The organism is Bifidobacterium sp. LH_416, from assembly GCF_056357055.1.
The window spans coordinates 467601-485478 of record NZ_JBKEVJ010000001.1; the positions used below are offsets into that span (position 1 = coordinate 467601).

Below are 17878 nucleotides of genomic sequence, written 5' to 3' on the forward strand. Positions count from 1 at the left end.
TGAAATCACTTCACCTTCTTGATGAGCATGATGAACACGCAGCCAACCACAGCCAGGGCGATGGCGGTCGGGAACACCAGTGCATAGGATGCGGTTGCCACAACGATCGAGGAGGTGACGATCGGGCCAACCATCTGACCAAGCGTGGTGGCGATGTTGAGGATACCGAGGTCCTTGCCGGCTTCTTCCTCATTCGGCAGCACATCGACGTTCAGAGCCTGATCCACGGAACCGTACATGCCATAGCCGAAGCCACCGATGGCGGAGAAGAGAATCATACCCATGGCGTTGTGCAGCAGCCACGGCATAGCGTAACCAACGGCGAGCAGGAGGCTGGCGGCCACAACCGGCACCTTACGGCGGCCGATCTTATCGGAGATTGGGCCGGCAGACAGTGCGGAAATCAGGGAGACGATCATCAGCACGATGGACATGATGGACAGGGTGGAGCCAGCGGACTTGTCATCGAGACCGATGTAATCCTGCAGAATGTAGAGCTGGTAGTTGAGGATCATGTAGTAGCTGAAGAGCAGCAGGGAGCGGCCCACGAAGGCCAGCCAGAAGTCGCGAGCGCCCTTGACCGGGGGCTTGAAGCTCACGAGGATGCTCTTGAAATCAGCCTTCTGCTTGGGCATATCCTTGCTGGAAGCCTCGCGCGGCCAGAAGATGACGGTCAGAATGCCGGAGAGCGCCATCACCACACCGGAAACAACGAAGCCAGGCATCATCATGGTGATGAACTGGGCGCCAACGATCTGGCCCAGAGCGGAACCGAACAGAGTACCAGCGGAGATGAATGCGGACATGGTGCCGCGCATATCTTCAGGAACACGATCAGACAGGGACGCAACGACCGGAGCGATCATCATGTTGAGGCCGACCATAGCAAGGCAGTAGCTCACGCCGATGCTCACACCATCCGGCAGGAAGCCGATGAGGAACAGGGTGACGCCTGCCAGCAGACCACCGGAGGCAATCCACGGGGTGCGGCGGCCGAAAACGGAGCGCGTGCGGTCGGACATGTTGCCGACAACAAGGTTGGAAATGAGGGAAGCCAGTGCGGTGGCTGAGTTCAGTACACCGAAGATCGCGTCCTTGGAATCAGGGGCGATGATAGACAGACGCTGCGGCAGCAGCACGGCGGCAACGACCTGCAGTGCCAGCATCCAGCAGAACGAGAACACGAAGAACGCAACGCAGAAGCGGGTCTTGTCGATCTTCGAGAGTGGATTGGAAGCGGGCTGCACAGCAGCTTCCTGAGTTTCCTGAGACATGCTATCTCCTTATACTTCTTTTTCCCTACGGCATTGCACCCTTCTTCGGGCGGAGCGATTTGCCATAGCTCAGACAAACATCCTTGATCTGTCTGACTCATGTATCTTATATCTTAAAAATATAAGATAGCGCATCGGCGTGTCGAAAATAGTGCTTAATTCGCCCATATAGCACAGCGCAGTAAGCCATACTGACTGCATCATTACAGCCTTACGCCTCCGCATACATCATCTAGACAATTGCCGGTGATACCCTCGTGGACGAACAAGAAGGAGTCTCTGATGGTTTCAATTCCCAACCCACTGCGACGCCGTACGCGGCTCACACCGGAGCAACGCCGGGAACAGATCGCGCAGGAGGCTGTGAAAATCATCGCTCAATATGGGTCGTACGGATTCTCCATGCAATTGCTTGCCGACGCTGTGCACATGACGGTTCCCGGGCTCAACCATTACGTTTCCAGCCGCGAGGAAGTGCTGTCGCTTGTTATTGAGACGTACTACGATTCCGGAACCGGCTCCTATGCCCCATTGCCGGAAACAACGCCCAGTGCTGCCGCTGGCACGCATCGCGTCAGCATGCCTGCATATATGCGCGCCCTGGTCGAGAGCAACGCCAAACGCCCGGAAATGGTGGCGCTGTTCATGCAGCTGGCTATTGAATCAGCAGATCCGCATCATCCCGCCCACGCGTTCTATCGGGATCGACATATCACCATTCTCAAAGACATGATGAAGGTCGATTGGAATCTGCCGGAATGCTATCGCGAACCGGAAGCGCTGCATGATCTCATCGTCACGGTATTCTTCGCCATGGATGGCGTTCAGGTGCAGGCGATGACCAATCCCAACGAATCGATGACCGATCTGTGGAAGCGAGCCGAGCGGATTCTCTTCCCTTCTCCCCTCTGGGATGATTATCGGTAAGTGATATTGGTATGCCGCTGGCAAATTACCAGCGGCATACCAATATCAAGAAGTGTTACCTCATCAGTCGATTCAGTCGATGATGACGGCAAGGTTCCAACGCGGGATAGTCAGCTCATCGCCAACCTCAACCAGATTGCCAGACTGGACGGCAAGCGCGGCAGATGCGACTTCATCCACAGTGCCGTCAGCTCCAATAACCTGCGGGGCCACGACTACGGAACCAGCCACCGGGCTCGGGAATACAGCATCCTTATCAGAGTAGTTGAGCAGGTAGGTCACGGTTTCGCTAGCTTGGTTCACACCTTGACGCACAGTAACAGTGCCGGCAAGCGGCAGACCGACCGGTTCAAGACCGGCATTGGTCACAGCTTCGCGAATCACAGCACGCATGGTATCGGCATCGAGCAGCGTGCCAATCCATTCGGCACTACCCTGACCAAACTGGTGACGAGTCACGGCAGCATAGGATTCCCAAGCATAGTGACCATAGCGGGCAAGCACCTGAGTATCAGCCTCAGCATTCACCTTCAACAGTTCGATCAGCGCCTCAGCCGAAGCGGATGGCGTACCAGCGAGCGCGGCATCATCCGCAAATTCAACTGAAACACGGCCCTTCGGACGGGTGAACTGGTTGTACGTCAGGCCAAATACATCCGTCAAATTATGCGGCGCACGGTCGTTCCACACAGTCACTTCATCATCGGTGACGAACGAACGCATCGTGGAAACCAAATGACCGCCATTTGCCACGAATTCGCGCAGGTTGGCGATGGTTTCCGCCGGAGTGCAGTAGAGCGCCGGGGTCACAATCATGGAGTATTGCGCAATGCGATCGGCCGGTGCATCCACTGGCAGGAAGTCGCATTCCACATTGAGCTGGAAGAATGCATCGTAGACACGGCGAACAATGTCGTTGTAGTTGACGCCCTGACCATCCGGGAAGCCGGTTTCCACACGGAACCATTCCAGTGCGGAAAGCGCCTCGTTGGAGACCATGATGGCAACCTTGTTGCGCTTGGCCAAATGGACCAGCCTACCGCCCACGGCCACATCTGCGACCTCGCGACCGAAGACGCCAGCTTCCTCATAGGTTGGGTTCGGCTCCATATCGTGGGAGAGCAGACCCTTCCAGTAGGTTTCGAACGAGTTGTGGATGGAATGCCAGTGCCAGTACTCCACCATATCCGCGCCGGAAGCAAGATGCGAGTAAGCCTGCAAGCGCAACTGGCCCGGGAACGGCACCCATCCGTGCTGGCCCTGCGCCTCGGTTTCGAGCACCAGATAGTTGGCACCGTTCTTAGTGGAACGGGTCACGTCGCCGCCGAAAGCGATTTCGGTGCCGGTCAGCTCATCTTCAGTGGGGTGATAAATATCCACGCCGGTGATGTCCACGGCCTTGGACGCCTTGAAATGGTCGACGGCCGGCTGAATGCCGTAGGAGTAGCCTCGCCATTCGAAGTCGAAGTTCTGCGTGACGAACTGGTCATCACGAGCGTATTCGCGCACGATATCCGCCTGCCAGGCCAGGAATTCGGCAACCTGAGCACGGCGGAATCGATCAAATTCACCGCGCAGCGACTGATTGATGGTGTTGGTCACATCCGGGAAGTCCTCCCAGGAATCCACACGATTCGACCAATAGTCAAGACCAAAGTGAGCGTTCAGCGCATCAAGATCATCATTGAACTTGTCTCGCAGGTACTTGATGAACAGCGCCTGCATATCGCGGCTCACGGAATCGTAATACTTGGTTTCATTGTCCACCTGATAGCCGATGACAGCCGGGTGAGTGGCCACGTGAGCGATCAGCTTGCGAATCACGCGCTCACCGTAGTAACGGTAGGCTGGATTGACAATATCCATAATCTGGCGTGGGCCGTACTTGCCTGGGCCAGCAGGAGTGTCTGCGAGCACATCCGGATGCATCCTGACCAGCCATGCAGGCACTGCATAGGTTGGCGTGCCGACGATGACAGCGACATTGTGGCGCTGTGCTGCCTCCAATGCACGGTCAACATGGCTGAAATCGAATACGCCCGGCTGCGGCTCGCAAGTGCTCCAAGTCGATTCGGCGATACGGATTACATTGATGCCGGCCGCATCCATCATGCGCATATCAGTTTCGATGCGATCGGTGCCCTTCGGCATGTATTCGTCATAATATGCCGCACCAAACAGAATGCGGTCTACGCTGTGCTTGCTCATCGGTAGGTCACTCCCCTGTGTTTGTACTACGTGGATTTGTGAGTTGTGCTGTTTTTCGAATACGGCAACGGCCGGTCCACAGGATTGGATTCGAGCGGACCGGCCGAAGCCGTAGATGGTGTGTGAGGCTTACTTGACGCTCTTGATCATCATGATGAACACGCAGCCGAGCAGCGCGAACACGATGGAGATCGGGAAGGCAGCGGCGTAGCCGATGGTTACGGTGATGACGGACATGAGGACCGGGCCGAGCATCTGGCCCAAAGTGGTGGCGAGGTTCAGCACGCCGAGATCCTTGCCAGCCTCTTCCTTGTTCGGCAAGACGTCCACGTTCAGAGCCTGATCCACGGAGGAGTAGACGCCGTAGCCAAGGCCTGCGATGCCTGCGTAGAGGAACATACCCATGGTGGTCGGCATAATCCACGGCATTGCCATACCGATGGCGAACAGCACGGAGGCTGCGACAACCGGAATCTTACGGCGGCCAATGAGGTCGGAGATCGGGCCAGCGACCACAGAACCAGCGAGAGAAACAACCATGGTGATGACGGACATGGTGGCCATGGCGGCGCCAGCGGCGGTGTCATCGAGACCGATGTACTTCTGGAAGATGAGCAGCTGGTAGACGGTGATCATCTGGTAGCTCAGGAGCATGCAGATACGGCCAGCGAATGCCTTGTAGAAGTCGTGAGCGGTGGAGAACTTCGGCGGGGTGAAGCTGCGGAGCACGTCGGATGCCTTGCCTTCGTCCTTCGGCAGGAAGTCAGCGGAGGATTCCTTCGGCACAATGATCACGGCGACAATACCGCCGAGGAACATGAGGATGCCTGCGAGGATGAAGCCCGGGAACGGGTTCAAGATGAAAGCGGAGCCAATGAGGGTACCAATCGGGGCACCGCAGGTCTGGCCAGCACCGAAGAATGCGGACATGGTGCCACGCACGTTCATCGGGATACGGTCGGAAATCATGGCGACCAACGGGGCGATCATGGCGTTCAGACCGAACATGCACAGGCAGTAGATGATGGTGATGGCCACGGCGTTAGAGACCATGCCGGTCAGGAACAGGGTCACACCACCGAGGATGGCGCCGAGCACGATGAACGGAGTACGGCGGCCCCACTTGGAACGGGAGCGGTCAGACAGCGTACCGAACAGCAGGTTGGAAACCAGGGACGCCACTGCGGTACATGCGTTGATCACACCAGTCAGACCTTCGACATCCGGTCCGAAGATGGACTGCAGGTGCTTGGTGAGCAGCACAGCGGAAACGATTGCCAGACCGCTCATCCACAGCAGACCGAAGACCAGAAAGCCTGCACCAAAGCGGAACAGGGTGACCTTGCTCATCTGCTTGCCGGTTTCAGGAGACAGCGACGGATTCTTATCCGCCGCCTCGATGTTTGCATTAAAGGCCGCCAGACGCTCGTCTGCGGACATTGCGGTTGAAGCACTCATCCTTGACCTCGTGTTTCCTTGCTTCCATTGTCTACTTTGACATGTATCTAACATGCATTAGATATGCAATAAGCATAAAACCGAATCGAGCGATTGTCAAATTTATATATAACAATTATTAGATAATGGAAAAGCCTGAAATTCCAATGGATTTCAGGCTACTATGCAGTATCTCGACACGCCCGAGCGCAATTATCTACTAGAAATTATTTGCCCAGACAGTGAAGAGTTATCTTCGTGCAGTATCAGCGATAGTTGTCCCACAACGGCGAGGGGAAAATCAACGTTTCAAACGTCAGCCATTCGTCATACAAATCCACCGGAGGTTGGCGCATCCAGCGCAGCTGAACGCCATCCATGGCTTCGATGCACTGACGCACAATAGGCTTCATGGAGTCCTCCCACGCCCCCAATTCAGGCGGAATCACCCACGGGAAACGGGAGTAATGGTCCCAGACTGCGGACGGCCTGTTCTCAAAGTAATCAAACAGCGGATGTTCCGGGCTGAATGCCTCGGATTCAAGATTCATATACAAACGAACCATTTCGCGGCGTTGCGCATTAAAGCGAACCAGATAGCGCAGGTATGAAGGGAACAGCAGTCGATCAGGGTCGCTACCCGGCAAACCGGATTGCATAAAGTCGTCAGGCGTGCCATATGTATCGTAATTGTCGGTGATAAGCATCGACAGCAGGCCTTCTTTATTGCCGATATAATGCAACAGGCCCGGCTGGCTCATGCCTACCGCATCAGCCACGTCTTTTAGGGATGTGCCATAATAGCCCTTCTCCCCCACCAGACGTACTGCGGCTTGCGCAATCTCGCTGCGCCTTTCCTCGGGACTTTTACGCACCCTCTTCTGCTTCGCTGCTACCATGCGAGCCATTATATCGAATGTTTATTCGATAAGCGTCATTCTCTACAAAAAGATGTGGCTCTCCTTAGACCGAGGAGAGCCACAAAGTCAGCTTTCAATCGTCAACTACAGACGAACAAGCTCGCCACCGTCCGCCGCCTGTTTGACGGCGTTCAGCACTTCCAATGTTTTAATCGCATCCTCAGGAGTGACCAGCGGCTCCTCCTCTGCACGAATCACACGCTCGAAATGCTTCAGTTGCAAACGGTGCGGCAGTCCTTCGCGCACGCCCTGCACCTCGCATACGAACGGCTTGGTCCAATCGCTCACGCCACCGGCATGAGAGAACAGGTGCAAGCGCGGCAGGGAAAGCGAGGCCTTGGTGCCCATGATGTAGTAGGCGTCGGTGTCATATGGGGCAAAGAATGGATTCTCGCGCGCGGTGGATTCCCAATTCCACGGGCTGGCCGCCGAATCAGACAAGGTAATGGTACCCAATGTGCCGTTGGCGAATCGCACGGTGGCCACAGCGGAATCCTCCACTTCGAAGCCACGCGCCGAATTTGCGGACATGCCTTGGATTTCCACCGGCTCGCCGATGAGATAGCGCATGAGATCCACATCGTGCACCATGTTCACCAGAATCGGTCCCGCGCCTTTTTGCCTGCGCCACGGAATGTCATAGTAGGTATCCGGCTTGTACAGGTTGTACAGGATTGCAACGGTCACGATTGTGCCGAGTGCACCAGATTCGATGATTTCCTTGGCACGGCGAACCTTGGGATTATGGCGGCGATGCTGGCCCACCAGCACCGGTACGCCGGAGGCACGTGCTTTGTCGGCAAACGCGCGGGCGTCATCCAAATCATCGCTGATCGGCTTCTCCACCAAGGTCGGAATGCCACGCTTTACGGTTTCGCGGGCCATCGGCACATGCAGATGGTTCGGGGATGCGATGACCACACCATCCAGTGCGGTGCATTCCAGCATTTCCTTATAATCAGCGAACCACGGCACTCCGGCATCCTTGGCCACTTGCTCGGTGGCGGGTACCGGATCGGCGATAGCCACCAATCGCGCGTCGGCATCGTCCTGAATGTAACGGATATGGTCGCGTCCCATAGCGCCTGCGCCAATAACGGCCAGTCGAAGTTGTTCTGTCATCATTGCTCCTTAATTGACACTTCTTTACTTCCTCACCGGCATCATCGTGCCGGCTTTCTTAACGTGGGCGGCAAGCAGCAGCACAATCACCAAGCCAAGTACGGTGATGCCGGCAGCCGCATAGAACGCGATGCGGTATCCGTAAGCTTCGGAGTGCAGGCCGGTGGCTAAGCGGGGACCAATCCATGCGCCGAGCGCATAGCCGAGGAACATGATGCCGTAATTGACACCAAGATGCTTGGTACCGAAAGTTTCACCGGTCAACGGCGGATAGATCACCAGCAGTGCGCCGAATGCGAAGCCGAGCACAATCACGCAGATCATGAAGAACACAGCGTTATAGGCGAACGACATGGCAATCATGGCGAGCGCGGTGACTACCAGCATGAGCGATAGGCATTTGAATGCGCCGAACTTGTCATACAGTGCACCGAACGTCAGGCGGCCTAGGAAATTGGAGATGGTGGAGATGGATACAGCCATTGCGCCGAATGCGGCCGCGGTCATGGTACCCACAGCTCCAACATGCTCCTGTGAGATGGAGGAGACGGCACCCACGAGCATGGTGCCAGAGGATGCCGCCATAGCATAGACGGCGAGCAGAATGTAGAAGCGCGGCGAGGCGAGCATGGCTTTGAAATCAAAGCTTCCATCATCGCCGGCCTTGGTCGAAGCAGCAGCTGCCGGCTTGTCGGCGACTGGCGGCTCCCAACCCTTGGGGCGGTAGTCTGCCGGAGCTGGATGCACGAACAGCGAGCCCAAGGTGATGGTCACCCAGAAGGTGACGCCGAGAATCTTCAGCGCATTGGATACGCCGAATGCACTGGACAGGGCGTTGGCCACCGGAGCAAGCGTAGCCGGTCCGATGGCAGCTGCGGCCAAGAGGATGCCGGATGCTTTGCCTCGAATATCCGGGAACCAGCGCTGTGCGGTGGTGAGCGCCGGGTTGTACACCAAACCGTTGCCCACAGCTGCAATCAAACCGTGGCAGATATACAGCATTGGCAGACTGTCGGCAATGCCGGTCAGGAACCAACCGAGACCGAAGACGAAACCGCCGACAAGCATGACTGTACGCGGGCCGAATTTATCGGAGATGCGCCCGGAGAAGATGCCGGTGACGGCCATAACCGTCTGGAAAATAGAGTATGAGAGGCTGACTTCGGCGGGCGTCCACCCGTGTTGTTCGGAAAGCGGGTTCAGGAAGACACTGAACAGTGCAATGGAGGCCACGAAGAACATGACCACGAATGCGGCAGACAAGACGCCGTAACGGTTGGGCTCATGTTTGGCAGCCGCATTGGAGCCGGAAACTGCTGTAAGGGAAGTCATTAAACAATCCTTTCTGCGCTGTGGTGGAATTGCGATCCAAGCGTTGACTTTGGTGGGGTGGATTACAGCAGTCCGCGCTGCTTCAGGGAATTGATGGCGAACTGACGGCGGCCGCCCGGCTTGGGTGTGAGATCTCCCATCATGAGATGGAATCCGCCGTCTACGCTGATTTCATCGCCGTTGACGAAGTCGGAGCGCTTGGATGCGAGGAACGCCACTGCATTGGCGATATCCTGAACTTCGCCGATACGGCGGGATGCAATCAATCGTTCGCGCTCTTCGGTCACCTTGGGGTCGGCGTAGAAGGATGCGCTCATCGGCGTTTTAACGAAGCATGGGCATACGCAGTTGGAACGAATGCCAAACGGTCCCCATTCCGCGGCGATCATTTTTGAGAGCATGCCAAGGCCGGCTTTGGCGCATGAATAGGCACCGGAGAAGGTTTCCGGCGAATGCGAGGCCACGGTAGAGATGTGCACAATGCGTCCGGTCTTATGCTCCAGCATCACTTTGCCGAAGGCTTGCGAAAGAATGAATGCACCAGTCAGATTCACATTGATGACATCCTTCCAATCGGAAAGCGGCAGATCTTCCAACGGAGCGAAACGCAGAATACCAACCGTATTGACGAGCACATCTACAGTGCCGAAATCCTCAACGACCTTATTTTTAAGAATCTCCACATCATCGGCATCGGAAACGTCGCAACCGTAGCCTCGCGCTTCAACACCATATTCGTCGGCAAGTTGCGCTGCATATGCGGCAGTATGTTCTTCGCTGATATCAACCAATGTCAATCGGGCTCCGGCGTGAGCCAGCTCGGCTGCAATAGCGGTACCCATGCCGCCTACCGCTCCGATGACTACGCATACATCACCGGATAATCCCAGCCAACTATTGTCTTTGTGCTCCTCCATGAGCGAACCTCCTGTGTTCGATCACTGTTGTCAGCGCACGCCACCGTGCGCTTATGTGCCAGGCTCGGCCGCATCCTCATTGATACTGCCGGGCTTGGTAGCTGCGATGCTAAACTTTGCCCCGAGGGTAAGGTCAAATTCACAAGGGTGACAAAGGAGTGTCATCAATGCGCGATGATGATGAGCTGCTGACCATCGGCGAAGTCTCCAAGCTTGATGGCACCAGCGCCAAAGCGTTGCGCTATTACGATGCACACGGCATTTTGACGCCTTTTGCAACCGACTCGCGTACTGGCTACCGGTATTACACGCCCGATCAGATGCTGGAAATGGATGTGATTCGACTGTGTCTGGACGCTGGCATGCCGTTGGAGTCTATTGAATCCTTCCGCGCGAAGGACGGCATGCTTGATTGGCGTGCGCTGATGGAAACCGGGCGTGAACGGGTGGCACGGGAAATCACACGCTTGCGCACCTTGGAGACGAGCCTCAATGATTATTTGGGCGAAGTGACGCGTAAAGCTCGCACACCTGCCGATGGCATCGTATGCTCAGATCTGCCACCCACATGGATGCTAGGCAAGCCTTGGCCGTTTTTTGGCGGTTCATTCCAGTTGAAACCGTATTTGAGGGCGATGACCGCGCTGCGTGCGGCCGTGCATGAGGCTGGATTGCCGAGGCTTTTGCGACGAGGCATTCTGGTGGACCTTTTGGAGCATAAGGCATACGCCTATCAGCAGTTCGAAGCTGACGCTCCAGATGCATCCGCATCATCAAACTCATCGCATGATGGCCACAGCGTCTCCGCCACCGAATCGTGCGGTTCGGATAATGCCGTTGATTTCGAATTCGACTCTTCATTGACCGTTTTCCATCCCACGGGAGGGCCGGCAGAAGGTCAGGTCATCGAACGGGAATCCTTAACCGCATGCTTCGATGAAGCGCTCACAATGGCCACGAAACTTGATTCCAATGAATGGCGGCATGTCACCATCTGCGAGATCTGGGGCAGTCATACGCCGGAAGGCTCAATGCGAGTACGCTACACCCGGCACCATTGCGATGCCGGGCGCATGTAGGAATCCGTATTACTCCTGGAAGACGTCCGGGTGATTCGGATCGCCGGGGATGTCCGCGAGCAGACCTTCGAGCCCCAGGAATTCCTTCCAGAATTCAAGCGGCTGGCCATACGGCGAAGCCTGACGACCGTGAGCTTGAATATTGGCCTTGGCCTCGTACACTTCTTCTTCGGTGATGCCGTCGAAGTAGCTTTCGAGTCGTTCACGGTTCTCCGGCACGTAGAACAGCGAGGAGACGATTTCCGTCAGACGTTCCGCACGCTCGATCGGCAGCGAGTCCCAGTGGCGCAGTTCCACGAAGTTCTTCAAGCGCACATCATTGAAGTGCGTGGAAATGATGTGGTTGATCTCGTATGGGTTGAGCTCACGATCCGGGTACACGTCGCCGGCGTTCTCACGGAAGGCCGGACGATGCAGCTCTTTCGGGCTGGCTCCGGAAGCCACAGCTTCGGGTGTATGCGTCAAATCGGCGAACATCAATGGCGTGGAGAGCACATCAATCGCGTAATCCTCCCAGCCAAATCGCGGGTCAAAGAGCCCCGGAATCACATTGGTGCGCTGGAAGTCAAGGTAGTCCCACATGCGCTGGCGCAGCAGCGGCCACGGGTTCGGTTCGCCTTCAAAGTATGGGGTATTGCGGAAGAAGTATGCCAAAATCGGGCCGATCACCGTGCCCAAACGCATCTTCTCGATGGCATCATGCTCATCCACAAAGTCGATGCTGACCTGCGTGGAGGCAGAGCAACGCATCATGCATGGGCCGAACTGGCCAACGCGGCCTAGATAGTCGGTCATTGCATCGTAACGGTCCTTGGGATTCACCGGCACATCGGCGAAGCTTGACTTGGGCTGGTAGCCATAGTTGACCAAGCGGAAGTCGAGATCCTCCAGAATCGGATCTACTTCGCGGCGGAACTTGGTATACAGGGTAATCAGATCACTCGGCTTTTTCAGGATGCCGATGGAGGTTTCCACCTGGCCACCAGGCTCCAAAGAAACCGAGACCCCCGGGCGCCCCAGACCTACCAGATGACCGTTCTCCCAATACTCCTTCTCTTCGTCATAGTAAGGAGCGAGTCGTTTGAGCAGCGTCTCAATACCATTCGGCTCGTAATAGCTGACGGCGGTATCGCTGCCGTTATGCACCGGCAGATGCTCGATTTCCACACCGAATCCACCCGTGCCTCGCTGGGCGCGGCCGCTTTCGAAGAACTTCAGCAGGCTTTCGACATGCTTGGGGTTCGGCTTGGCAAGCAAATGCGCATAACTAATCCTCGGAGTAACCATAATCGGTATGGTAAGCGAGACAGGCTCTGGCCGCGCCCGAATGCCCGCCAATCGGCTATATGAAAAACCGATAGCGAGCACTATGCAATTCGGCGGCGTTGAACCCACAACACCCCCGAAAATATCTCAATAGATTTTCCGCTATACTTACTACTTTGTAAAGTTTATTTACATATATCGGCAACGTAGCTGATTACGACGTCCCTGCATCACCTCTTTGTCCATCTCGATTACCCGCATCTCACACAGTAAGGAAGCTCCTATCACGCGGGCCACAGCAATGTTGCATTCGATCTACACGCAGAGGACGCCCACACGAAAGGAAGAAGACATGTCACTGCCCACTTCTGGGCATGGCCCTAAAACCATTGCGGCAGTAGTCGCTTTGGGAACTGCGCTCGCCTTCGCCACACCAACGGCGGCATTTGCGCAGCAAACCACCTCCACCAAGGATTCCTCCAAGGGCACCACCTACTACGTGTCATCCGAACACGGTAGCGACGACAATGCCGGCACCAGCCAGAAGAGCCCGTGGAAGACACTCAACAAAGTTAACGAAATCGCTTCCGATCTTGAACCTGGCGACAGCGTTCTGCTGGAGTACGGTTCCGAGTTCAATGATCAATGGCTGCATATCCACGATACAGCCGGCACCCCGGATGCTCCGATCACCATTTCCGCCTATGGCGATGAAGCTGAAGGCAAGCCGCTTATCGCCTCCAATGGCGTGGAAGGCAGCCAATGGTACCAGGATTACCGTGCGAACGTAGGCAACCATAAGACCCGAGGCACCGTATCCACAACGTTGCTGCTCAAGGACGTCTCATATATTACGGTCTCGAATCTGGAGATCACCAACGATGATGAGAGCGTTTACGATCCCATCGATACCTGGCAGTGGACCGACACCGCCGACGCAGACGGCACGAGCCTTGACCGCAGCGCCGATCGTATGGATCGCACCGGTGTGGCCGGCATCGCCGAAAACGGCAGCACGATGAGCCACGTCACACTCGACAACCTCAACATCCACGACGTGGACGGCAACCTGTACAACAAGCACATGGCCAACGGTGGCATCTACTTCATGGCCCACCTGCCCAAAGAGCGCACTTCGGCCGCCGACGATGCATGGCTCAAGGAACATGTCTCTCGCTTCGATCACATCACCATTCGCAACAGCACCGTCAAGGATGTTGACCGTTGGGGCATCGCCGTGGGATACACCGCGTACCTCAACTACATCGATAAGTCGTCCAGGTGGCAGAACGACTTCGATTACGGCGACGGCACCATCGATGATGATCTGATCGCCAAATACGGCGCAACGAACGTGCTGATTGAAAACAACACGATCATCGGCGCTGGCGGCGACGCCATCACCACCATGTACTGCGACCGTCCGGTCATTCAGCACAACGTCGGCGATCGCGTCTCCAAGCACATCAATTCGGTTGATTACACGGCGAACGTGCTCAACAACACTGGTAACGCGGGCGTTGGCTATGGTCGAGTCGCTGCCGGCATCTGGCCGTGGCGTTGCAAGGATCCTGTGTTCCAGTACAACGAAGTGTACTCGAATCTCAACGCCGACCACGGCAATGGAGACGGCCAGGCATGGGATGCCGACTATGGCGACGGCACTCTGTACCAGTACAACTATTCGTACGGCAACAGCTTCGCTTCGCTGATGATCTGCAACTGGAAGGCCGTCAACACGACGTTCCGCTACAACATCTCGCAAAACGATAAGCGTGGCGTGTTCGATCTGCCCTCCAACGGCCCGGGCAACCACATCTACAACAATACTGTTTACGTAGATGCCGATAGCCGCGTGCTGACCACCCGCTCCAATTCGCAGGCACAGTTCGAGAACAACATCTTCATCAACGCGACCGACGAGAAGAAGACCGAAGAGTGGAACATCGGCGGCTACTACGGTGGTCAGGTGTACGACAACAACCTGTACGTCAACTATGCGAATACGCCGGCTTCCGACGCCAATGCCATTGTTGCCGATGATGTGGCCGACGTGCTCGAAGACGCTGGTTCCGCGCCGACTGCCGCACAGGCTTCCGGTGCCGAATACTCCCGCAAGGGCAGCACTACCGTGTTCGATGGCTACAAGCCGACCACCAACTCCCCTGCGATCAACGCAGGCAAGGTTGTCTCCGATCTCAATGATTACGCAGTAGAGCATGATTTCTTCGGCAACACCATCAAGGGCAAGCCTGATCTGGGTGCCGTAGAAAGCGGCGTGGCCTCGGCCTCAATGACCTCTTCGAAGTACGAGACAACAACCGTTGACGGCACGAAGGTCATGTACGTGACCTTCACCGACAAAAATCCGGTGACCGTCAAGAAGCTGCTGTCCAACGTTTCCGCTGATACCGGTGCGGACAAGGCCGTCTACCGCAAGTCCACCGGAGTGCTCAAGCAACTGTTCTCTCTGCTGGCTGGTTCGGATGCGGCATTGACCAAGCTCGACAATAATGAAGCCATTCAGGAGGGCGATATTCTGCGCTTCTCTGTCGATGGTTCGACGGCAACCGATGACTACACGATTGTGCAGCGCATCAACTGGGATTGGGTCGCCGATTACGAGCAGGGCACTGCCGACCATGATTGGAAGGCACAACGTCAGACCAGTGCAGGCGGCGCTTGGCAGACCATCACCACGTACGACAGTGACTGGCCGCAGACCAGCTACAACCAGTGGTATGGCGTGGGCTTGGATTACGACGCCTTCAACACCAATGGTCATAAGCTGCCGGCTTCCGATCAGCGTGGCTCCATCCACGGTCTTATTGCCGAGGATCCAGCCACTGCAGGCGGTGCTGCAATGGCTTGGAAGGCTCCGGAATCCGGCACGGTGAAGGTGTCCATCAAGGATGACGAACCGTATCTGCGCCAAACCGGCAACAATGGCAAGGCCATGACGTTGAAGCTCATGCATAACGACAAGGAAATCTGCTCGGCCGACCTGACCGTCTCCAAGCAGCAGTCCACTGACTTCGCACAGTGCGTCGCACAGCATGGCACCATCACCGTCAATGAGGGCGATTGGATTCGCATCACCGCCGATGCCGAAACCGGCATGACAAAGTCGTCCGCGCATATCAGCCCTGTCATCTCCTATGAAGATGTTGAGCCACCTGCTGAAGCTGAAGCCAAGCAGTACACGGTTTCCTACGATTCCGTAGCGGCAACCGTGGGTGCCGAGGCCAAGGCAGTGGCCGCGTTCACCAAAGACGGCAAGACGGTCAACGCTCCGGCTGGCGTCACGTATGCCATTGCCGGCGAGAGCGATGGTGTGACCATTGACGAGAACAGTGGTGTGGCTACGTTGACTCCTTCCGCCGACCAGTACGGCGCAACCGTCACCCGAACGGTGACCGTTACGTATGCGGATGGTTCTTCCACCACCACTACCGTCACGTTCACTGTGGCTCAGTCGTACGCACAGCGTTATGACGTGCGCTACACGAATGTTGCGATGAACGCGGGCTCCACCGCATCCACTCGCGCACCTCGCTTCTTCGTCAAGTCTGATGGCGCTGCGGCCGCTAAGCCGGAAGGCACTGTTTTCGCTCTTGACGGCAGCGTTGAGGGAGCAAGCATCGACACTGAAACCGGTGCAGTGACGTTCACAGCCGGCGCTGTTTCCGGAACTGTGTCGGTACCGGTCACCGTGACCTATCCGGGTACGCAGGGTGCTACGAGCACCAGCGTGACGTTTACCGTCAAGCAGCCGGCCGCTCTCAGCTCGTCCGAGCTGGAAACCGGTACTGCCAATGGCGTCAAGGTCATGTATGTGCCGATTGCCGCCGACAGTCCGATGAGCGTTGCCCAGCTGCTTGCCAAGGTGAAGACCGATCCGGCTAACGCCGATAAGGCCGTCTACCGCAACGGTGAGGCTCTTGATGGCACTGCCAACCTCGCGGCCGGCGATGTGCTGCGCATCTCCATTGCTGGTTCCACCGTGGCTGACGAGTATGTGGTGACTGCGAAGACCAGCTGGAACTGGGTCAATGATTTCAAGATCAACGAACAGGGCCCCATCTGGTACGGCCAGCGTCAGACTGCCAAAGACGGCGAATGGACTAACATCTCCGGCTTTGACGGCACGTATCCGAACTGGATGTACGAAACCTACTATGGCCCAGGCGTCGATTATGCCAACCATGATCTGCCTGCCGACCGCAGCGCCATCCACGGTCTGATCAGCGACTCCCCTGCTTCCGCAGGTGGTGCCGCGATGGCTTGGAAGGCGCCGAAGTCCGGCACGGTGAAGGTGTCCATCAAGGATGACGAACCGTACCTGCGTCAGGATAACAACAACGGCAAAGCTCTCACGTTGAAGCTGATGCACAATGATGAGGAAATCTGCTCGGCTGATCTCACCGTTTCCAAGCAGCAGTCCACTGACTTCGCACAGTGCGTTGCCGAACATGGCACCATCACCATCAGCGAAGGCGATTGGATTCGTATCACTGCTGAAGCTGCGAGTGGCATGAGCAGGCCGTCCGCGCACATCAGCCCGGTTATTGACTATGTGGCTGGAGAAACTCCGAAGCCGGAAGTCAATAAGGATGAGCTTCAGACTGAGTATGAGAAGGCTCTGCAGTTTGATGAGTCGAAATACACGGCGGATTCCTGGGCTGATTTCAAGGCAGCCCGTGATGCCGCCAAGGTGACGCTCGATAACGCCGATGCTTCTCAGGAGGATGTCAACACCGCGCTGAAGACACTCAAGGCAGCCATTGAATCCCTCGAGGAGGAAAAGCAGCCGGAGCCCGAGCCGGAGCCGAAGCTCAACGAACAGTATGAGCCTTCCTACCCGACCACTGTGGAAGCAACGGTTGGTAAGGAAGCCACTGCCGAGGTGTCGTTCGTCAAGGATGGTGAAGCAGCCGAGGCTCCCCAGGGCACCGCGTATGCCGTGGCTGGTGATGGTTTCACCGTGGCTAAGAACGGTACGGTGACCTTCACTCCGAGCGAAGCCGACTACGGTCAGTCCCGTACGGCGCAAGTCACTGTTACCTACAGTGATGGCACCACGGACACCGCTACGGTGGTGTTCAAGGTGGCAGACAAGGCAGTGACGCCGGACCCGGATCCTGACCCGACGCCAGACCCGGATCCTACCCCAACTCCGGACCCGGACAATAAGCCAACGCAGCCGACTGACAAGCCCACGACCAAGCCGACCGACACCAAGAAGCCGACTATCAGCGATACCGGCTCCAATGTCGCCGCGGCAGCCATCGCGGTTGTACTGACCACGCTTGCCGGTCTCAGCCTTGCAACGGTTGCCCGTCGCCGCAAGTAATCGCATCATGCAGGTGGCCAATATCGCATAATCGACGGCGGTC

The 17878-nt window shown here is 56.5% G+C and carries 11 protein-coding genes; 3 read left to right on the forward strand and 8 right to left on the reverse strand.

The annotated features are described in order from the left end of the window. Positions 1–5: 5 nt before the first annotated feature. The gene (locus tag AC1AY0_RS02050; protein ID WP_476524270.1) at positions 6–1274 is read right to left on the reverse strand and encodes an MFS transporter; all 1269 of its coding nucleotides are present in this window, start codon (positions 1272–1274) and stop codon (positions 6–8) included. 282 nt (positions 1275–1556) lie between these two features. Here AC1AY0_RS02050 and AC1AY0_RS02055 point away from each other — a divergent pair, with 282 nt between their 5' ends. Beyond that, positions 1557–2201, forward strand: a complete 645-nt coding sequence (locus tag AC1AY0_RS02055) for a TetR/AcrR family transcriptional regulator (protein WP_476524271.1) — start codon at positions 1557–1559, stop codon at positions 2199–2201. 72 nt (positions 2202–2273) lie between these two features. Here AC1AY0_RS02055 and AC1AY0_RS02060 read toward each other — a convergent pair whose 3' ends face one another. From AC1AY0_RS02060 to AC1AY0_RS02085, 6 genes are all read right to left on the reverse strand, one after another. Beyond that, positions 2274–4409: a beta-galactosidase gene (locus AC1AY0_RS02060; protein WP_476525666.1), complete on the reverse strand. Its 2136-nt coding sequence runs from the start codon at positions 4407–4409 to the stop codon at positions 2274–2276. Between the two features lie 129 nt (positions 4410–4538). Beyond that, positions 4539–5867, reverse strand: a complete 1329-nt coding sequence (locus AC1AY0_RS02065) for an MFS transporter (protein ID WP_476524275.1) — start codon at positions 5865–5867, stop codon at positions 4539–4541. Between the two features lie 245 nt (positions 5868–6112). Continuing rightward, the gene (locus AC1AY0_RS02070) at positions 6113–6745 is read right to left on the reverse strand and encodes a TetR/AcrR family transcriptional regulator (RefSeq protein ID WP_476525668.1); all 633 of its coding nucleotides are present in this window, start codon (positions 6743–6745) and stop codon (positions 6113–6115) included. A gap of 105 nt (positions 6746–6850) precedes the next feature. Beyond that, positions 6851–7891: a Gfo/Idh/MocA family protein gene (locus AC1AY0_RS02075; protein WP_476525670.1), complete on the reverse strand. Its 1041-nt coding sequence runs from the start codon at positions 7889–7891 to the stop codon at positions 6851–6853. 21 nt (positions 7892–7912) lie between these two features. Continuing rightward, entirely contained in the window at positions 7913–9220 is a 1308-nt protein-coding gene (locus AC1AY0_RS02080) for an L-lactate MFS transporter (protein WP_033891346.1), read from the reverse strand. Between the two features lie 62 nt (positions 9221–9282). Further along, positions 9283–10137 carry an SDR family NAD(P)-dependent oxidoreductase gene (locus AC1AY0_RS02085; RefSeq protein WP_033891347.1) on the reverse strand — a complete coding sequence of 285 codons (855 nt, stop codon included), beginning with the start codon at positions 10135–10137 and terminating at the stop codon, positions 9283–9285. A 167-nt stretch (positions 10138–10304) separates the two neighbouring features. Between AC1AY0_RS02085 and AC1AY0_RS02090 the strand changes: the two genes are divergently transcribed. Next, on the forward strand, positions 10305–11216 hold the full coding sequence (locus AC1AY0_RS02090; RefSeq protein WP_033891348.1) for a MerR family transcriptional regulator: 912 nt from the start codon (positions 10305–10307) through the stop codon (positions 11214–11216). 9 nt (positions 11217–11225) lie between these two features. On the opposite strand, the gene AC1AY0_RS02095 is transcribed toward AC1AY0_RS02090, so the two are convergent. Next, positions 11226–12503: a glutamate-cysteine ligase family protein gene (locus tag AC1AY0_RS02095; protein ID WP_033891349.1), complete on the reverse strand. Its 1278-nt coding sequence runs from the start codon at positions 12501–12503 to the stop codon at positions 11226–11228. A 331-nt stretch (positions 12504–12834) separates the two neighbouring features. Here AC1AY0_RS02095 and lnbX point away from each other — a divergent pair, with 331 nt between their 5' ends. Beyond that, on the forward strand, positions 12835–17835 hold the full coding sequence (gene lnbX, locus AC1AY0_RS02100) for a lacto-N-biosidase (RefSeq protein ID WP_081890074.1): 5001 nt from the start codon (positions 12835–12837) through the stop codon (positions 17833–17835). The last annotated feature ends 43 nt before the right edge of the window (positions 17836–17878 follow it).